A 16,643-nucleotide genomic window follows, 5' to 3' on the forward strand; every position below is an offset into this window, starting at 1 on the left:
CAGCAGGGGGAAGCATGACCTTCACGACCGTCGCAGCGTTGATCTTCGGCTATCTGCTGGGGTCGATCCCCTTCGGCCTGCTGTTGACGCGTGCCGCCGGGCTCGGCGACGTGCGTTCCATCGGCTCCGGCAACATCGGCGCGACCAACGTGCTGCGCACCGGCAACAGGAAGCTCGCCGCGGCGACCCTGGTGCTCGATGCGCTGAAAGGCACGGCGGCCGTCCTGCTTGCCGGCCGCTATGCACCCGAGCTGGCGCCATGGGCCGCCTTCGGCGCGTTCCTCGGCCATCTGTTTCCTGTCTGGCTCGGCTTCAAGGGCGGCAAGGGCGTGGCCACCTATCTCGGCGTGCTGATCGGGCTTGCCTGGCAGGTGGCGCTGATCTTCGCCGCCGTCTGGCTGCTGGTCGCCATCCTGTTCCGCTATTCGTCGCTGGCGGCACTGTGCGCCGCGATCGCCGTGCCGGTCGCGCTTTGGTTCCTCTCCACGCCGCAGATAGCGGGGCTGTTCGCGCTGATGAGCGTCATCCTCTTCGTCAAGCATCGCGCCAATATCCAGCGCCTGGGCGCCGGTACAGAAGGCAGGATCGGGGCCAAGGGGTGAGCCAGCCGTCCCTCCGGCTGAGCGACCGGCAGCGGCTGGCCTGGCTGCGGCTGATCCGGACGCCCAATGTCGGGCCGGCTTCCTTCCGCGATCTGATCAACCGCTTCGGCTCGGCCCAGACGGCGCTCGAGATGTTGCCGGAACTTGTGCAGTCAGCCGGTTCGCGCAGACCGCTGCGCATTCCCGCCGAATCGGAAATCATCCGGGAAATGGACCATGCGGCGCGCATCGGCGCGCGATTCGTATGCATCGGCGAGCCGGACTATCCGCCGCTGCTGAAACGAATCGAGCACCCGCCGCCGGTCCTGGCTGTCCTGGGGGACGGGCCTGTCCTGCGTCTTTCCGCCGTTTCGGTCGTCGGCGCCCGCAATGCTTCCGTTGCCGGTACGAGACTGGCGGCCGCGCTGTCCATGCAGATCGGGCAGGCCGGCTATGCCATCGTGTCCGGCCTGGCGCGTGGCATCGATACCGCCGCCCACCGCGGCAGCATCGCCACCGGCACCATCGGCGTTCTGGCCGGCGGGCTCGACAAGCCCTACCCGCCGGAAAACGAAACGCTATGCCGCGAGATCGTCGACCGTGGTGGCGCCATCGTTTCGGAAATGCCGTTCGGTTGGCAGCCGCGGGCGCAGGACTTTCCACGGCGCAACCGCATCGTGGCCGGCATGGCGCTCGGTCTGCTGGTGGTCGAAGCGGCGAAACGCTCCGGCTCCCTGATCACCGCCAGGCTCGCCGGGGAAATGGGCCGCCTGGTCTTTGCTGTGCCCGGTTCCCCACTCGATCCGCGCGCCGGCGGCACCAACGGCCTGCTCAAGGATGGTGCGACCCTGACGACCGAGGCAAACGACGTGCTCGATGCCATCGCGCCGTTAGGCGGCACCTCCCGCACGATCGAACTGCCGCTTGAGGAACCGGCCGACCTGTCCGCCGCCGCCACACCTCACGAAGATCAACGCCTGCTGGTGGTGAACGCCCTCGGGCCGACGCCCGTCGAGGTCGACGAGATCATCCGCCACACTGCGCTGAACCCGGCCCAGGTGCAGATGATCCTTCTGGAACTCGACCTGGCCGGGCGCCTCGAACGCCACGCCGGGGGACATGTGTCGCTGCTGGCCACCTAGCGGAAATTGCTGCGGGGACACGGCGCGTTCTCCCCTCATTTCAGCCGTTCGATGGTGAGCCGGGAGGGGATCGAACCCTCGACCACATGATTAAAAGTCACGTGCTCTACCGCTGAGCTACCGGCCCATCACTGCGGTGCGGGCATTTTGTACGAGGCTGTCGGCATGTGCCGGAAGCCTGCCCGCCAACGGTCTTTCCGACCGCGTTTCGCAGAGTTGCCCGCCGCGAATTGGGCCGGAACATAGGGAGCGCCGCGGGGCCGGTCAACCGGAAAAAGCGCCTCTTCGCGGCCTTTCCCGCCTGATCAGCCCGCTCGGTAAAAACGGGACGGGGTGACAGCCGGACGCCAGCTCATGCCAGGCTGAATCTCGTTTCGGAGGGAACAATTTCGCCTTAAAGCTGTTCTACCCGCAAAGGGACGCCATCGCAGTTCAGGAGAACATGATGAAACGCATTGTTGCAGGCCTGCTCGCATCGGCCCTCTCGCTGTCGTTCATGGCAGCGGATATAGCTGTGGCCAATGCGGCACCGACCTATATCGCGCCTATTGCACCGGCGACGCAACCCTTAGCCGCTGATGTGCAACAGGTCGACCATCGCCCCGGCCATCGCATCATCAGACGCGACCACCGTGGGGTTGACAGGCGCGACTTCCGGCGCATAGACCGGCGCGATTTCCGGGACCGCCGCGATTTCCGGCGCGATTTCCGTCGTGATCGCAACGTGTATTGGCGAGGTCACCGGGGTTACCGCGACTATCGCCCCGGCTATCGCCGGCATGGCGACTACTGGTTCCCGCTCGCGGCCTTTGCTGCCGGCGCGATCATAAGCGGCGCCATCGCCAACAGCGCTCCGCCGCCGCCCCCTGTCTACAGCGGCGGGAATTCACATGTGAGCTGGTGCTACAACCGCTATCGCAGCTATCGCGCGTCGGACAACACGTTCCAGCCCTATAATGGGCCGCGCCGCCAGTGTGTCTCGCCGTACTACTGAGGCAGGCACAAGACAGAAGAAAGCCCGCGAATCTCGCGGGCTTTCTTTTTATTTCAATGCGTTGCGAACATCACCTGATTGTCCGGGTGAACGACATCAGCGGCGGATTGAAGTCGACTGGGTCGTCAGGGTGCGCTGTACGGCGTCCCGCCATCCCTTCAGGCTTGCCGCACGGGTCGCCTTGTCCATCTCCGGGGTAAAACGCCGGTCCAGCGCCCAACCCTTGGCGAACTCCTTCATCGCAGGCCATACGCCGACCTTCGAACCAGCCAACCATGCGGCACCCAGAGCAGTCGTCTCCAGAATGGTCGGGCGATCCACCGGCGCGTCAAGGATGTCGGCCAGCCGCTGCATGGTCCAGTCCGACGCCACCATACCGCCATCGACCCTCAGCACCGTGTCGGCGCCGTTCGCCCTCCAGTCCCTGTGCATGGCGTCGAGCAGATCGCGGGTCTGGTAGGCGACCGATTCGAGCGCCGCGCGTGCGAACTCGGCCGGGCCGGTGTTGCGGGTCAGACCGTAGATCGCCCCCCTCGCCTCCGCGTCCCAATGCGGCGCGCCGAGCCCGACGAAGGCCGGCACCAGATAAACGGCTTGCGACGGATCGGCCTGCCGTGCCAGCGGCCCGGTTTCGTCGGCGCGACTGACGATCTTCAGCCCGTCGCGCAACCATTGCACCGCCGCCCCGGCAATGAAAATCGACCCCTCCAGCGCATAAGTCGTCTTGCCATCCAGCCGATAGGCAATGGTGGTCAGCAGCCGGTTCTTCGAGCGCACCAGATCGCCGCCGGTATTGAGCAGCGCGAAGCAGCCGGTGCCGTAGGTGGATTTCATCATGCCGGGCTGAAAGCAGGCCTGACCGATGGTGGCCGCCTGCTGGTCGCCGGCGACGCCGAGAATAGGAATCGCCGCGCCGAACAGATTTTCCTCGGTCGCGCCGAAGTCGTCGGCGCAATCCTTCACCTCGGGCAGCAGCGCGGCCGGGATGTCTAGGATGCGCAGAAGCTCCGCATCCCACTGGTTCCTCTCGATATTGTAGACCAGCGTGCGGGAGGCATTGGTCGCGTCGGTGGTGTGCACCTTGCCGCCGGTCAGCCGCCAGATCAGGAAACTGTCGATGGTGCCGGCAAGCAGCTCGCCCTGTTCGGCGCGCTTCCTTGCCCCCTTCACCTTGTCCAGCATCCAGGCGATCTTGGTGCCGGAGAAATAGGGATCGAGCAGCAGGCCGGTCTTGCGTGTGAACTTCGGCTCCAGCCCCTGCTTCTTCAGCTTTGCGCACAGCGGCGCGGTGCGGCGGTCCTGCCAGACGATGGCGTTGTGGATCGGCCTGCCGGTGGCCTTGTCCCAGATGACGACGGTTTCGCGCTGGTTGGTGATGCCGATGGCGGCGACATCCCCGGCCCGGCATTTGGCCTTTTTCAGCGCTTGCTTGACGGTCGCGACGACGCTCGCCCAGATTTCCTCTGGGTCGTGCTCGACCCAGCCGGAAGCCGGGTAATGCTGGGTGAATTCCTGCTGGCCGACACCGACCACCCGTCTGTTCCTGTCGAACAGGATCGCCCTGCTCGACGTTGTGCCCTGGTCGATGGCAAGGATGAAGCCGTCCACGGTGTCTCTTGTCCTTGATGCAACTTGATTTGGCGCATGTCGTCATCCCGAAACCGGTTTCCGCTGTCGGGCGTCATGCTCAGGGAAATTGCATCCTCCTGCATTTGGCGGGCGGGATGCAAGACTCAGGCAGGTGTCATCGACACAAAGGACGGGGGCGACAGATGCCGCCCCCGCTGCTTGTCGCGTGGAGGACTATTCCTGCCAGCTCTTGACCAGCTCGTCGTAATTGACGGTGATCGGCTTTTCCTTCTCGTTCTCGATCTTGAGCTGTGGCGCGAGATTGCCCTTCGCCACGGCGTCCTTGTTCCAGTATTCGAGGTCGTGCTCCTCGGCCATCTTGGGGCCGAAGTCACCCTGCACGCCGGACCGCTCGAGGCGCTCCATCACCCTCTCCTGCTCGGCGCAGAGCGAGTCCATGGCTTCCTGAGCGGTCTTGGCGCCCGAAGAGGCATCGCCAATCGCCTGCCACCAGAGCTGCGCCAGCTTCGGATAGTCCGGTACGTTGGTGCCGGTCGGCGACCACTGCACGCGGGCCGGCGAGCGGTAGAACTCGACCAGACCGCCGAGCTGCGGCGCACGCTCCGTGAAGCTCTCATGCCGGATGGTGCTTTCGCGGATGAAGGTGAGGCCGACATGGGCCTTCTTCACGTCCACCGTCTTGGAGGTGACGAACTGCGCGTAAAGCCATGCGGCCTTGGCGCGGTCGTCGGGCGTCGACTTCATCAGCGTCCACGAACCAACGTCCTGATAGCCGAGCTTCATGCCGTCCTTCCAGTAAACGCCATGCGGCGACGGGGCGAAACGCCACTTCGGCGTGCCGTCCTCGTTCATCACCGGCAGGCCCTCCTTGACCATGTCGGCGGTAAAGGCGGTGTACATGAAGATCTGCTGCGCGATCTCGCCCTGGGCCGGCACCGGGCCGGATTCGGAGAAGGTCATGCCTTGCGCGGAAGCGGGTGCGTAGGCCTTCAGCCAGTCCAGGTATTTCTGGATGGCATAGACGGCGGCCGGGCCGTTGGTGTCGCCGCCGCGCGCCACACAGGAGCCGACCGGGCGGCTGTTCTCGTCGACCTTGATGCCCCATTCGTCGACGGGCAGGCCGTTCGGGATGCCCTTGTCGCCATTGCCGGCCATGGACAGCCAGGCATCGGTGAAGCGCCAGCCGAGCGACGGGTCCTTCTTGCCGTAGTCCATGTGACCATAGACCTTCTTGCCGTCGATCTCGCGGCCGGTGAAGAACTCGGCGATGTCCTCGTAGGCCGACCAGTTGACCGGCACGCCGAGGTCGTAGCCATACTTCTCCTTGAAGTCGGCCTTGTTCTTCTCGTCGTTGAACCAGTCGTAGCGGAACCAGTAGACATTGGCGAACTGCTGGTCGGGAAGCTGGTAGAGCTTCTTGTCCGGCGCGGTGGTGAACGACAGGCCGATGAAGTCGTCGAGGTCGAGGTTCGGATTGGTGACGTCCTTGCCCTCGTTGGCCATGAAGTCGGTCAGGTTGCGCACCTGCTGGTAGCGCCAGTGCGTGCCGATCAGGTCGGAGTCGTTCACCCAGGCGTCATAGAGGTTCTGCCCCGTCTGCATCTGGGTCTGGATCTTCTCGACCACGTCACCTTCCTGGATCAGGTCGTGCGTCACCTTGATGCCGGTGATGGCGGAGAAAGCCGGTGCCAGCACTTCCGATTCGTAGGAGTGGGTGGTGATGGTTTCGGAGACGACCTTGATATCCATGCCCGCAAAGGGCTTGGCGGCGTCGATGAACCACTGCATCTCGGCTTCCTGATCGGCGCGCGAGAGCGACGATACATCGCCGATCTCCTTGTCCAGGAACGCCTTCGCCTCGTCCATGCCCGCATAGGCGCTGCCGGCGCCGAGCAGGAGGACGAGAGCCGTTGTCGATGTCAAAAGCTGCCGTCGCATGAGATTCCTCCACTGTTAAAGTTTGTGTATGCGTACGCCCGGCGCGGCCGTTGGCATGCGGCCGCGCCAACAATTTCTCCCTCTATACGTAGCGGAACACCGCTATGGCGTAGGCCACGGAGAGAGCGAGAGCCCACCACAGGCTGGGGCCGACGAGGCCCAGCCAAGCGAGATGGATGAATGCGCTGCCGAGCAGCGATATGAAGAGGCGGTCGCCGCGCGTCGTCTCGAAGCGCAGCACGCCCACGCGCGGATTTCCTCCCGGCGAGACATATTCCCACACGCTCATGCCGACGAGCAGCAGGGCGATGACGATGAAGAAGGTGGCCGTCGGCCAGGTCCACGCCATCCAGGACAGATCGAGGTGCATGGTCAGACCCTCCCCAGGGCGAAGCCCTTGGCGATGTAGTTGCGGACGAACCAGATGACGAGCGCGCCGGGAATCAGCGTCAGCACGCCGGCGGCGGCGAGCAGGCCCCAGTCCATGCCCGAAGCCGAGACGGTGCGGGTCATGACCGCAGCAATGGGCTTTGCATCGGTCGTGGTGAGCGTGCGGGCGATCAGCAGTTCCACCCACGAGAACATGAAACAGAAGAAGGCGGCGACGCCGATGCCGGAGGCGATCAGCGGCATGAATATCTTCACGAAGAAGCGCGGGAAGGAATAGCCGTCGATATAGGCGGTCTCGTCAATCTCCTTCGGCACGCCCGACATGAAGCCTTCGAGGATCCACACCGCCAGCGGCACGTTGAACAGGCAGTGCGCCAGCGCCACGGCAATGTGGGTATCGATCAGCCCGAAGGCCGAATAAAGCTGGAAGAAAGGCAGCGCGAACACGGCCGGCGGCGCCATGCGGTTGGTGAGCAGCCAGAAGAACAGGTGCTTGTCGCCGAGGAAGCGGTAACGCGAGAAGGCGTAGGCGGCCGGCAAAGCCACGGCCACCGAAATCACCATGTTCATAACGACATAGATGATCGAGTTGATGTAACCCGAATACCAGGAGGCGTCGGTGAAGATGATGCGGTAGTTGCGCAGCGTCGGCTGGTGCGGATAGAGCGTCAGCGACGAAATGATCTCGGTGTTGGTCTTGAAGCTCATATTGATGAGCCAGTAGATCGGCAGCATCAGGAACACGATGTAGAGGGTGGGGACCAGCCACCACCATTTCGATTCCTCGCCGCGACGCTTCATCAGCCGCGCGATCGCCTCCTGCGACATGCCTGCCGACGATTGTCCGGCATCGGCGCGCGTCGATGCCGCCTGCCCCGTCCGTTCGTTCACGCCAGCCATGTCAGCGCTCCGCGTCGTAGTTGGTCATGACGGTGTAGAACACCCATGACAGCAGAAGGATGATAAGGAAGTAGACCAGCGACATCGCCGCGGCGGGGCCGAGATCGAACTGGCCGAGCGCCATCTTGACGAGGTCGATGGACAGGAAGGTCGTGGAATTGCCCGGGCCGCCGCCGGTGACGACGAAGGGCTCGGTATAGATCATGAACGAGTCCATGAAGCGCAGCAGCACGGCGATCAGCAGCACGCGCTGCATCTTCGGCAACTGGATGTAGCGGAACACGGACCAGCGCGAGGCGCCGTCGATCTTGGCGGCCTGATAGAAGGCGTCGGGAATGGAGACGAGGCCGGCATAGCACAAAAGCACGACGAGGCTCGTCCAGTGCCACACGTCCATGACGATGACGGTCACCCAGGCATCGAACGGGTCCTGCACATAGTTGTAGTCGAAACCCAGCCAGTTCAGCCCGTAGCCCAGCAGGCCGATGTCGGTGCGGCCGAACACCTGCCAGATGGTGCCGACGACGTTCCACGGAATGAGCAGCGGCAGCGCCATCAGCACCAGGCAGACCGGCACGCCCCAGCCCTTGCGGGGCATGTTGAGGGCGATGAAGATGCCGAGCGGCACCTGGATGGCGAGGATGATGAAGGAAAAGATGAGGTTGCGGCCCATGGCCTGCCAGAAACGGCTGGAATGCAGCAGTTCCTCGAACCATTCGGTTCCGGCCCAGAAGAACTGGTTGTTGCCGAACGTGTCCTGAACCGAATAGTTCACCACCGTCATCAGCGGGATTACGGCCGAGAAGGCCACCAGCACCAGAACCGGCAGCACTAGGAACCATGCCTTGTTGTTCCAGGTTCTTTCCATCTCAGGCCTCCTTTTCCGAATGGCCCGCGTCGGCCCGCCCCATCTCCACCCGCCATGAATCGGCGTAGATGTTGATGGCGTCGGGCTCGAAGCGGACTTTCGGCTCGGCCGGGATCGCGGCATCCTCTCCGAGGACAGCGGCGATCTCCTGCCCTTCCAGTTTGGCGCGCACCACCTTGTGGCGGCCGACATCGTCGACGCGCGTGACCGAAACCGGCATGCCCTCGGTGCCGACGCGCACATATTCGGGCCGGATGCCAAGCTCCACCTTGCCGCCGTTCACCGAAGGCGAACCGGGCAATTCGATGACCAGCGTGCCCAGCCGCGCCGCTCTGCCCTCGATTTCGGTGGGCAGGAAATTCATGCCGGGCGAACCGATGAAATAGCCGACGAAGGTGTGGCGCGGCCGCTCGAACAGTTCGGCCGGCGTGCCGATCTGCACGATCTGGCCGTCATACATCACCACCACTCGCTCGGCGAAGGTCAGCGCCTCGGTCTGGTCGTGGGTGACGTAGACCATGGTGTAGCCGTAGCGGCGGTGAAGCTGCTTGAGCTGCGAGCGCAGCACCCATTTCATATGCGGGTCGATGACGGTCAGCGGCTCGTCGAACAGGATGGCGTTGACATCCGAGCGGACCAGCCCCCGTCCCAGCGAAATCTTCTGCTTCTGGTCGGCCGTGAGCCGCCGCGCCTTGCGCTTGGCCCAGTCGGCCAGGTCGATCATGGCCAGCGTCTCGCGCACCTTGCGATCGACCTCCACTTCCGGCACGCCGCGGTTGCGCAGCGGAAAGGCCAGATTGTCGTAGACGGTCATGGTGTCGTAGATGACCGGGAACTGGAACACCTGCGCGATGTTTCGCTCCTGCGTCGAGAGGGCGGTGACGTCCTTGCCGTCGAACAGCAGCCTGCCGTGCGACGGTTTCAGCAGGCCCGAAATGATGTTGAGCAGCGTGGTCTTGCCACAGCCGGAGGGGCCGAGCAGCGCATAGGCGCCGCCGTCCTCGAATGTGTGGTGCACTTCGCGCAGGGCGAAATCCTCCTCCCGCCTGGCATTGGGCAGGTAGGAATGGCGGATATGGTCGAGATCGATGCGGGCCATGTTCGGCTCCTATGCCGCCTGCCGCGCTGCCGAGACCGAGCGGCCGGCAGCGTCGAAAACGAGAAGATGGCGCGAGTCGATGAACACCTCGATCTCCTCGTCCGGCTCGAACTGGTGGATGCCGTGGGCGAGCATGACCCAGCGCACATCGGCGAAATCGAGATGCACGAAGCTTTCCGAACCGGTGATCTCGGTGACCGACACCTTGGCGCGCACCGGCACCGATGCCGCATCCTCCCGCTCCAGAGACAGATGATGCGGCTGGAAGCCGATCGTGTAATTGCCATCGGCGATGGCGGCGATGCCGGCCGGAACCGGCAGGCTGATGCCGCCATCCAGCAGGAAATTCGGCCCCTTCTTGACCAGGACGATGGTGTTCAGCGGCGGGTCCGCGAAGGTGCGTGCCGTCAACAGGTCGACCGGCTTGCGGAACACCTCGACGGTCGGGCCGAACTGGGTGACGCGCCCTTGCGATAGCGTTGCGGTATTGCCGCCCAGCAGCAGCGCTTCATGCGGCTCGGTGGTGGCGTAGACGAAGATGGTGCCGGATTCAGCGAAGATGCGCGGCAGTTCCAGCCGCAGTTCCTCGCGCAGCTTGTAGTCGAGATTGGCCAGCGGCTCGTCGAGCAGCACGAGGCTGGCATTCTTGACGATGGCGCGGGCAAGCGCCGTGCGCTGCTGCTGACCGCCGGAAAGGTTGAGCGGGGTGCGGTCGAGATAGGGCGTCAGCTTGAGCAGTTCGGCGGCCCGGCGCACCTCCCTGTCGATGGTGGCCCTGTCCCTGCCGGCCACGCGCAGCGGCGAGGCGATGTTCTCATACACCGTCATGGCCGGGTAGTTGATGAACTGCTGGTAGACCATGGCGACATTGCGCTTCTGCACCGCCACGCCGGTCACATCCTTGCCGTCGAACCAGATGGAACCGGAGTTGGGAACGTCCAGCCCCGCCATCAGCCGCATCAGGCTGGTCTTGCCGGAAAGCGTCGGCCCGAGCAGCACGTTCAGCGAGCCGTGGGCCAGTGTAAGCGACACGTCATCTATGTGAGTTTCGCCGCCTACTACCTTGGAAACATTTCGTAATTCGAGCACAGGCCTCTCCCGCTATTCCGCCGCGGCCGAGTGCCGGCGGCCCAGGCCCTTCATGAATTCATCGAGCGTCTGGGCCTCGGCCGGCGAGAGCCGCAGGCCGCGCTTGGTCCGGCGCCACAGCACGTCCTCGGCCGTCATCGCCCATTCACTGGCGATCAGATAACGCACTTCGGCCTCGTAGAGATCGGCACCGAAATGACGACCCAGATCGGCAACCGACTTGGCCAGGCCAAGCAGGTTCTGCGCGCGCGTGCCGTAGAGGCGCACCAGCCGGCGCGCATGGCGAAGATCGAGGAACGGGTATGCTTCCTTCAGCTTCTCAACCTGCGCCTCGTAGCCCGTGGCCGGGAAATCGCCGCCCGGAAGCGGCGCATTCGCCGTCCACGGCTTGCCCTTCTCGCCCAGCATCTCGCCGATCTTTTCCAGCATCGCCTCCGACAGGCGGCGGTAAGTGGTGATCTTGCCGCCGAAGGCGTTGATGAGCGGTCCAGTGCCCGACTCCATCCGCAACACATAGTCGCGCGTCGCCTCCTGCGCCTTGGAAGCGCCGTCGTCATAGAGCGGCCGCACGGCGGAATAGGTCCAGACAATGTCGGAGCGCTTCACCGGCTGGACGAAATATTCGCTGGCCGCCGCACACAGATAGTCGACCTCGGCGTCGGAGATCTTCACGTCGTGGGGATCGCCGGAATAATCCTGATCGGTGGTTCCAATCAGCGTGAATTCTTCCTCATAGGGAATGGCGAAGATGATGCGCCCATCCGCGTTCTGGAAGAAATAGGCGCGCGGATCGTCGAACTTCCTGCGCACCACAATGTGACTGCCCTGCACCAGCCGCACATTGTGGACATTGCTGCGGCCGAGCGCCTGCGACAGCACGTGATCCACCCACGGCCCAGCCGCATTGACGATGAGGCGCGCTTTCACCTCATAATGGCTGTCCTTGACGTGGTCATGCACAAGAACGGTCCATGTTCCATCTTCATAGCGCGCATCCTCCACCTCGGTGCGGGTATGGATGCGGGCGCCGCGGTCGGCGGCATCGCGGGCGTTGAGAGCGACGAGGCGGGCATCGTTCACCCAACCGTCGGAATATTCGAAAGCCTTGGCGAATATGGGCTTCAGGGGCCGGCCGGCCGGGTCGCGGCGCATGTCCAGCGTGCGGGTGGGCGGCAGCAGCTTGCGGCCGCCGATGTGGTCGTAGATGAACAGGCCGAGCCGCAGCATCCATGCCGGGCGCAATCCCTTGACATAGGGCAGCACGAACCGCAGCGGCCAGATGATGTGCGGCGCGTTACGCCACAGCACCTCGCGCTCCATCAGCGCTTCACGCACCAGCCGGAATTCATAATGTTCGAGGTAGCGCAGGCCGCCATGGATCAGCTTGGTGGAACCCGAGGAGGTGCCGCTGGCAAGATCGTTCATTTCGGCCAGGAAGACGGAATAACCCCGCCCGGCCGCGTCGCGGGCAATGCCGCAGCCATTTATGCCGCCGCCGACGACAAAAATGTCATGGATCGGGGAATCTTCCACGAAATGCCTCCCGCAGCTTCGCAATGCAGCAAATGGCCCACCGCCGAAACCGTGAGGGGATTATTTCGAAATAGATACGAATGTCAAACGAAATATAACGAAGGTGATTTTGCTATCCCACAGCTGCCGAAGTTTCGATCAGCCTGACGTCCGTTTCCGCGCAGATCTGCCGCACGGACTCGATATCGCAGCGGTCCGTGATGAAGGTGTTGACCTGCGACAGATGGCCGATGCGTACCGGCGCCGTGCGTTCGAACTTGGTGCGATCCGAGACCAGGATGACATGGCGGGCATTGGCGATGATGGCCTGCGCCACCTTCACCTCGCGAAAGTCGAAGTCGAGCAAGGCACCGTCATGGTCGATGGCCGAGGCCCCGATTACCGCGTAGTCGACCTTGAACTGGCGGATAAAATCAACCGCCGCCTCGCCCACAACGCCGCCGTCGGAGCCGCGCACCACACCGCCGGCGATGACCACCTCGATGGAAGGATATACCCGCATCCTATTGGCAACATTGATGTTATTGGTGATGACCATCAACCCGGAATGATCGAGCAACGCCTTGCTCACCGCTTCCGTGGTGGTGCCGATATTGATGAACAGGGAGGCGCTGTCGGGAATGAGATCGGCGGCGGCCTTGCCGATCGCATCCTTCTCGTCGGCGGCGATCTTGCGCCGCGCCTCATATTCCATGTTCTCGATACCGGAAGGGAACAGCGCGCCGCCATGGATGCGGCTGAGCAGGCGCTGCTCGCACAGATCATTCAGGTCCTTGCGGATGGTCTGCGGCGTGACGGCGAAATGGGTGGCAAGGTCATCGACCAGCACCCTGCCCTTGTCCTTCGCCATTTGCAGGATTTCGGCATGGCGCAGCGGCAGGTACAGATCGGGCATGCTACTCTGGCTCCATTTTCGCTTTTTTCGCTTTTAAACGAAAACGAAAATGAAGACCAGCAAAAAGCTTACCTTACGATATGCTCACTCGGCCGGATCAGAAGGCGCGGAAGGTCACCGTGGTGAAAGTGTCCTTGATACCTGGGACGATCTGCACCCGCTGGTTCACGAAGTGGCCGATGTCCTCGTCATCATCGACGTAGAATTTCGCCAGCAGATCATATTGGCCGGCGGTGGAATAGATCTCCGAGGCGATCTCGGCATCCGCCAGTTCGCTGGCAACCTCATAGGCCTTGCCGAGGTCGCACTTGATCTGCACGAAAAACGTCTTCATCGCCTGTCCAGTCCCAATAGCGTTGAGATGGTCTGTTGTCGCAGTTTGGCGGGCAGGTTTCAAGCCGACCCGCCGGTAGCCGGCCTACAGGGCCGGGATATCGCCCCTCGCCCAGCCTTCCGAGATCTCGGCGGCGCGGTCGGCAAACCGCCCGGCCTCGATGGCGTCGCGGATGTCCTGCATCAGCCGCTGGTAATAGGCCAGGTTGTTCCACGTCAGCAGCATGGCGCCCAGCGCCTCCTGCGAGCGCACCAGATGGTGCAGATAGGCCCTGGAATAGTCACGCGCGGCGGGGCAATAGCTCTCCTCGTCCAGTGGACGGTGGTCATCGGCATGGCGGGCATTGCGCAGGTTGACCTTGCCGCGCCTCGTATAGGCAAGGCCGTGGCGGCCTGCCCGCGTCGGCATCACGCAATCGAACATGTCGATGCCACGGGCCACGGACTTCAATATGTCGTCCGGCGTGCCGACGCCCATCAGATAGCGCGGCCTGTCCGCCGGCAGCTCGGGACAGGTGATTTCCAGCATCTCGAGCATCACCGCCTGCGGTTCGCCGACGGCGAGGCCGCCCACCGCATAGCCTTTGAGTTCCATGGCCTTCAGCGCCTGTGCGGAACGCACGCGCAATCCGGCATTGTCGCCGCCCTGCACGATGCCGAACATCGCCTTGCCGGGCTGGTCGCCGAACGCCGCCTTGCAGCGCTCCGCCCAGCGCAGCGACAGCTCCATGGCGCGCTCGATCTCGGCCGGCTTGGCCGGCAGCGCCGTGCATTCGTCGAGCTGCATCTGGATATCGGAATCGAGCAGCCCCTGAATCTCGATCGAGCGCTCGGGCGTCATCTCATAGGGCGCGCCATCGATATGCGAGCGGAAGGTGACGCCGTGGTCGGTCAGCTTCCTCAGCTTCGACAGCGACATGACCTGAAACCCGCCGGAATCGGTGAGGATCGGCCACGGCCAGCGCGCCATCTCATGCAGGCCGCCCAGCCGCGCCACGCGCTCCGCGCCCGGCCGCAGCATGAGGTGATAGGTGTTGCCAAGGATGATGTCGGCCCCCGTGCCGCGCACCTGATCCATGTACATGGCCTTGACCGTGCCGCCGGTGCCGACCGGCATGAATGCCGGGGTGCGCACCGTCCCGCGCGGCATGGCGACTTCGCCGCGCCGCGCACCGCCATCGGTGGCGATCAGCCGGAAGGAAAAATTCGTGTTCATGTCTGCTGCCTGAAGAGGAGGCTGGCGTCGCCATAGGAATAGAAGCGGTAGCCTGTCGAAATCGCGTGCGCGTAGGCTGCCCGCATCGTGTCCAGCCCCGCAAAGGCGGAAACCAGCATGAACAGCGTGGAGCGCGGCAGGTGGAAATTGGTCATCAGCATGTCCGCCGTTTTGAAGCGGTAGCCGGGCGTGATGAAGATATCCGTGGCGCCGGACCATTCCTTCACGGTGCCGTCCTGCGCCGCAGCACTTTCGAGCAGGCGCAGCGAGGTCGTGCCGACCGCGACGATGCGCCGGCCCCTTACCCGCGCCGCATTCAGGGCAGCGGCCGTTTCGGCTGATACGGTGCCGCTCTCGGCATGCATCCTGTGCTCGTCGGTATCGTCGGCCTTCACCGGCAGGAAGGTGCCGGCACCGACATGCAGGGTGACGAAACGGCGCTCGACACCCATGGCATCGAGTGCGGCGAACAGGTCCGGCGTGAAATGCAGGCCGGCCGTGGGCGCGGCAACCGCGCCTTCCTCGCGCGCATAGATGGTCTGGTAGTCGCGGCGGTCGCGCTCGTCGTCTTCTCGCTTGGAGGCGATGTAGGGCGGCAGCGGGATATGGCCGACGCTGTGCAGCGCCTCATCCAGGAACGGTCCCGATACGTCGAAGCCCAGCAGCACCTCGCCGCCCTCGCGCTTTTCCAGCACCATGGCGTCGAGCTGGCCGAGGAAGCAGGAATTGCCGTCATGGCCGAAATGGATGCGGTCGCCCTCGGCGATGCGCTTGCCGGGCCGCATGAAAGCGAGCCAGCGGTCCGGCCCTATGCGCATATGCAGCGTCGCCTCGACCTGAGCGGTCGCTTCGCCGCGCCGGCGCACGCCTTTAAGCTGCGCGGGGATGACCTTGGTGTCGTTGAAGACCAGAACGTCGCCTGACCGAAGCAGCGACGGCAGGTCGCGCACGGTCAGGTCCTCGGGCGGCGCGCCGGGGACAACCTTCAGCAGCCGCGCGCTGTCGCGCGGCTCGGCCGGGCGCAAGGCGATGCGCTCCTCGGGAAGGTCGAAATCGAACAGATCGACGCGCATCAGAGATAGCGGACCATCACCGCGCCGACGAGCAGCAGGCAGGCGCCGGCAAAGCGGCCGAGGGTGATCTCGCGCACCGCCACGCCGAGGAAGCCGATCCGGTCCACCACCATGCCGGCAATGAGCTGGCCGGTGATCAGGAAAGCGATCAGCGCCGCCGCGCCGATGCGCGGAATGAGCATGATGTTGGTGGTGACATAGACGGCGCCGAGCAAGCCCCCGGCCACGAAAAGCCACGGTTCCGGCTCGCGCCAGCCGATGACGACGCCTTGCATGCGGCCGATCACGAAGGTGAGCAGGCCAAGCACCAAGGCGCCGGACAGGAAAGAGATGGCGGCGGCGGCCAGCGTGGAACCCAGGCCGCGCGCCAGATCAGCATTGATCGGCGCCTGGATGGCGACGAACGCACCGGCCATCATGCCGAGCAATGCCCACAAAAGCCCCGCCATCTCTCGCTCCTTCAGCGTCAGGCGGCGACGTCGGCCGCGACCTTCAGCGACACGATCTTGTCGGGGTCCTGAACCGGCTCGCCGCGCTTGATCTTGTCGACATTCTCCATGCCCTCAATGACCTGGCCCCAGACCGTGTACTGGCGGTTCAGGAACGAGGCGTCATCGAAGCAGATGAAGAACTGCGAGTTGGCGGAATTGGGGTTCTGGGCGCGCGCCATGGAGCAGGCGCCACGGCCGTGGTTGGCGTTCGAGAACTCGGCCTTCAGGTCCGGCTTGTCGGAGCCGCCCATGCCGGCGCGGCCCGGGTTGAAATCCTTGGAGCCGGTCTTGCCGAACTTCACGTCGCCGGTCTGGGCCATGAAGCCGTCGATGACGCGGTGGAAGACAACGCCGTCATAGGCGCCTTCGCGCGCCAGTTCCTTGATGCGGGCGACGTGGCCCGGAGCCAGGTCGGGATAAAGTTCGATCACCACCTGCCCCTGAGTGGTATCCATGATGAGCGCGTTTTCGCGGTCCTTGATCTCGGCCATGTCAAAAATCCTTTCTGGAA

The 16,643-nt window shown here is 64.0% G+C and carries 17 protein-coding genes and 1 tRNA gene; 3 read left to right on the forward strand and 15 right to left on the reverse strand.

Going from position 1 to position 16,643, the window contains the following annotated elements; all coding sequences use genetic code 11:
• Positions 1-14 precede the first annotated feature (14 nt).
• Both plsY and dprA read left to right on the forward strand, forming a co-directional pair.
• Positions 15-602: a glycerol-3-phosphate 1-O-acyltransferase PlsY gene (gene plsY, locus ABID37_RS14455; protein ID WP_354195909.1), complete on the forward strand. Its 588-nt coding sequence runs from the start codon at positions 15-17 to the stop codon at positions 600-602.
• Positions 599-1,723, forward strand: coding sequence for a DNA-processing protein DprA (gene dprA / locus ABID37_RS14460; protein ID WP_354195911.1), 1,125 nt, complete (start codon positions 599-601; stop codon positions 1,721-1,723). The genes plsY and dprA overlap by 4 nt, the downstream gene beginning before the upstream one ends.
• Positions 1,724-1,775: 52 nt before the next feature.
• Here the strand turns inward: dprA and ABID37_RS14465 are convergent.
• Positions 1,776-1,850, reverse strand: a tRNA-Lys gene (locus ABID37_RS14465).
• A gap of 318 nt (positions 1,851-2,168) precedes the next feature.
• On the opposite strand from ABID37_RS14465, the gene ABID37_RS14470 reads away from it, so the two are divergent.
• Positions 2,169-2,717 (forward strand): BA14K family protein, encoded by a 549-nt coding sequence (locus ABID37_RS14470; RefSeq protein ID WP_354195913.1) that lies wholly within the window; start codon positions 2,169-2,171, stop codon positions 2,715-2,717.
• 96 nt (positions 2,718-2,813) lie between these two features.
• Here the strand turns inward: ABID37_RS14470 and glpK are convergent, their stop codons facing one another.
• The 14 genes from glpK to ABID37_RS14540 all read right to left on the reverse strand — a co-directional run bounded on the left by glpK (position 2,814) and on the right by ABID37_RS14540 (position 16,623).
• Positions 2,814-4,325 (reverse strand): glycerol kinase GlpK, encoded by a 1,512-nt coding sequence (gene glpK, locus ABID37_RS14475; RefSeq protein ID WP_354195915.1) that lies wholly within the window; start codon positions 4,323-4,325, stop codon positions 2,814-2,816.
• Between the two features lie 195 nt (positions 4,326-4,520).
• Complete coding sequence (locus ABID37_RS14480; protein WP_354195917.1) at positions 4,521-6,245, reverse strand: ABC transporter substrate-binding protein; 1,725 nt, start codon at positions 6,243-6,245, stop codon at positions 4,521-4,523.
• Positions 6,246-6,327: 82 nt separating this feature from the next.
• Entirely contained in the window at positions 6,328-6,615 is a 288-nt protein-coding gene (locus tag ABID37_RS14485; RefSeq protein ID WP_354195919.1) for a DUF2160 domain-containing protein, read from the reverse strand.
• Positions 6,616-6,617: 2 nt separating this feature from the next.
• Positions 6,618-7,463: a carbohydrate ABC transporter permease gene (locus ABID37_RS14490; RefSeq protein WP_435521568.1), complete on the reverse strand. Its 846-nt coding sequence runs from the start codon at positions 7,461-7,463 to the stop codon at positions 6,618-6,620.
• A gap of 73 nt (positions 7,464-7,536) precedes the next feature.
• Positions 7,537-8,403, reverse strand: a complete 867-nt coding sequence (locus tag ABID37_RS14495) for a carbohydrate ABC transporter permease (RefSeq protein ID WP_354195923.1) — start codon at positions 8,401-8,403, stop codon at positions 7,537-7,539.
• 1 nt (position 8,404) lies between these two features.
• Positions 8,405-9,502 carry an ABC transporter ATP-binding protein gene (locus ABID37_RS14500; RefSeq protein WP_354195925.1) on the reverse strand — a complete coding sequence of 366 codons (1,098 nt, stop codon included), beginning with the start codon at positions 9,500-9,502 and terminating at the stop codon, positions 8,405-8,407.
• 9 nt (positions 9,503-9,511) lie between these two features.
• A complete protein-coding gene (locus tag ABID37_RS14505) occupies positions 9,512-10,591 on the reverse strand; it encodes an ABC transporter ATP-binding protein (protein ID WP_354195927.1) in 1,080 nt (359 codons plus the stop codon).
• Positions 10,592-10,603: 12 nt separating this feature from the next.
• Positions 10,604-12,124, reverse strand: coding sequence for a glycerol-3-phosphate dehydrogenase (glpD, locus tag ABID37_RS14510; RefSeq protein WP_354195929.1), 1,521 nt, complete (start codon positions 12,122-12,124; stop codon positions 10,604-10,606).
• A 112-nt stretch (positions 12,125-12,236) separates the two neighbouring features.
• Positions 12,237-13,010 carry a DeoR/GlpR family DNA-binding transcription regulator gene (locus ABID37_RS14515; RefSeq protein WP_354196029.1) on the reverse strand — a complete coding sequence of 258 codons (774 nt, stop codon included), beginning with the start codon at positions 13,008-13,010 and terminating at the stop codon, positions 12,237-12,239.
• A 106-nt stretch (positions 13,011-13,116) separates the two neighbouring features.
• A complete protein-coding gene (locus ABID37_RS14520) occupies positions 13,117-13,353 on the reverse strand; it encodes an Lrp/AsnC ligand binding domain-containing protein (protein ID WP_354195931.1) in 237 nt (78 codons plus the stop codon).
• An 84-nt stretch (positions 13,354-13,437) separates the two neighbouring features.
• Positions 13,438-14,568: a tRNA guanosine(34) transglycosylase Tgt gene (tgt, locus tag ABID37_RS14525; protein WP_354195933.1), complete on the reverse strand. Its 1,131-nt coding sequence runs from the start codon at positions 14,566-14,568 to the stop codon at positions 13,438-13,440.
• On the reverse strand, positions 14,565-15,641 hold the full coding sequence (gene queA / locus ABID37_RS14530) for a tRNA preQ1(34) S-adenosylmethionine ribosyltransferase-isomerase QueA (protein WP_354195935.1): 1,077 nt from the start codon (positions 15,639-15,641) through the stop codon (positions 14,565-14,567). The genes tgt and queA overlap by 4 nt, the downstream gene beginning before the upstream one ends.
• Positions 15,641-16,090 (reverse strand): DMT family transporter, encoded by a 450-nt coding sequence (locus ABID37_RS14535; RefSeq protein ID WP_354195937.1) that lies wholly within the window; start codon positions 16,088-16,090, stop codon positions 15,641-15,643. Before ABID37_RS14535 ends, queA begins: the two co-directional genes overlap by 1 nt.
• Before the next feature lie 17 nt (positions 16,091-16,107).
• Complete coding sequence (locus ABID37_RS14540; RefSeq protein WP_354195939.1) at positions 16,108-16,623, reverse strand: peptidylprolyl isomerase; 516 nt, start codon at positions 16,621-16,623, stop codon at positions 16,108-16,110.
• Positions 16,624-16,643 lie beyond the last annotated feature (20 nt).

It is taken from the genome of Aquamicrobium terrae (assembly GCF_040545735.1).
GTDB lineage: Bacteria > Pseudomonadota > Alphaproteobacteria > Rhizobiales > Rhizobiaceae > Mesorhizobium > Mesorhizobium terrae_A.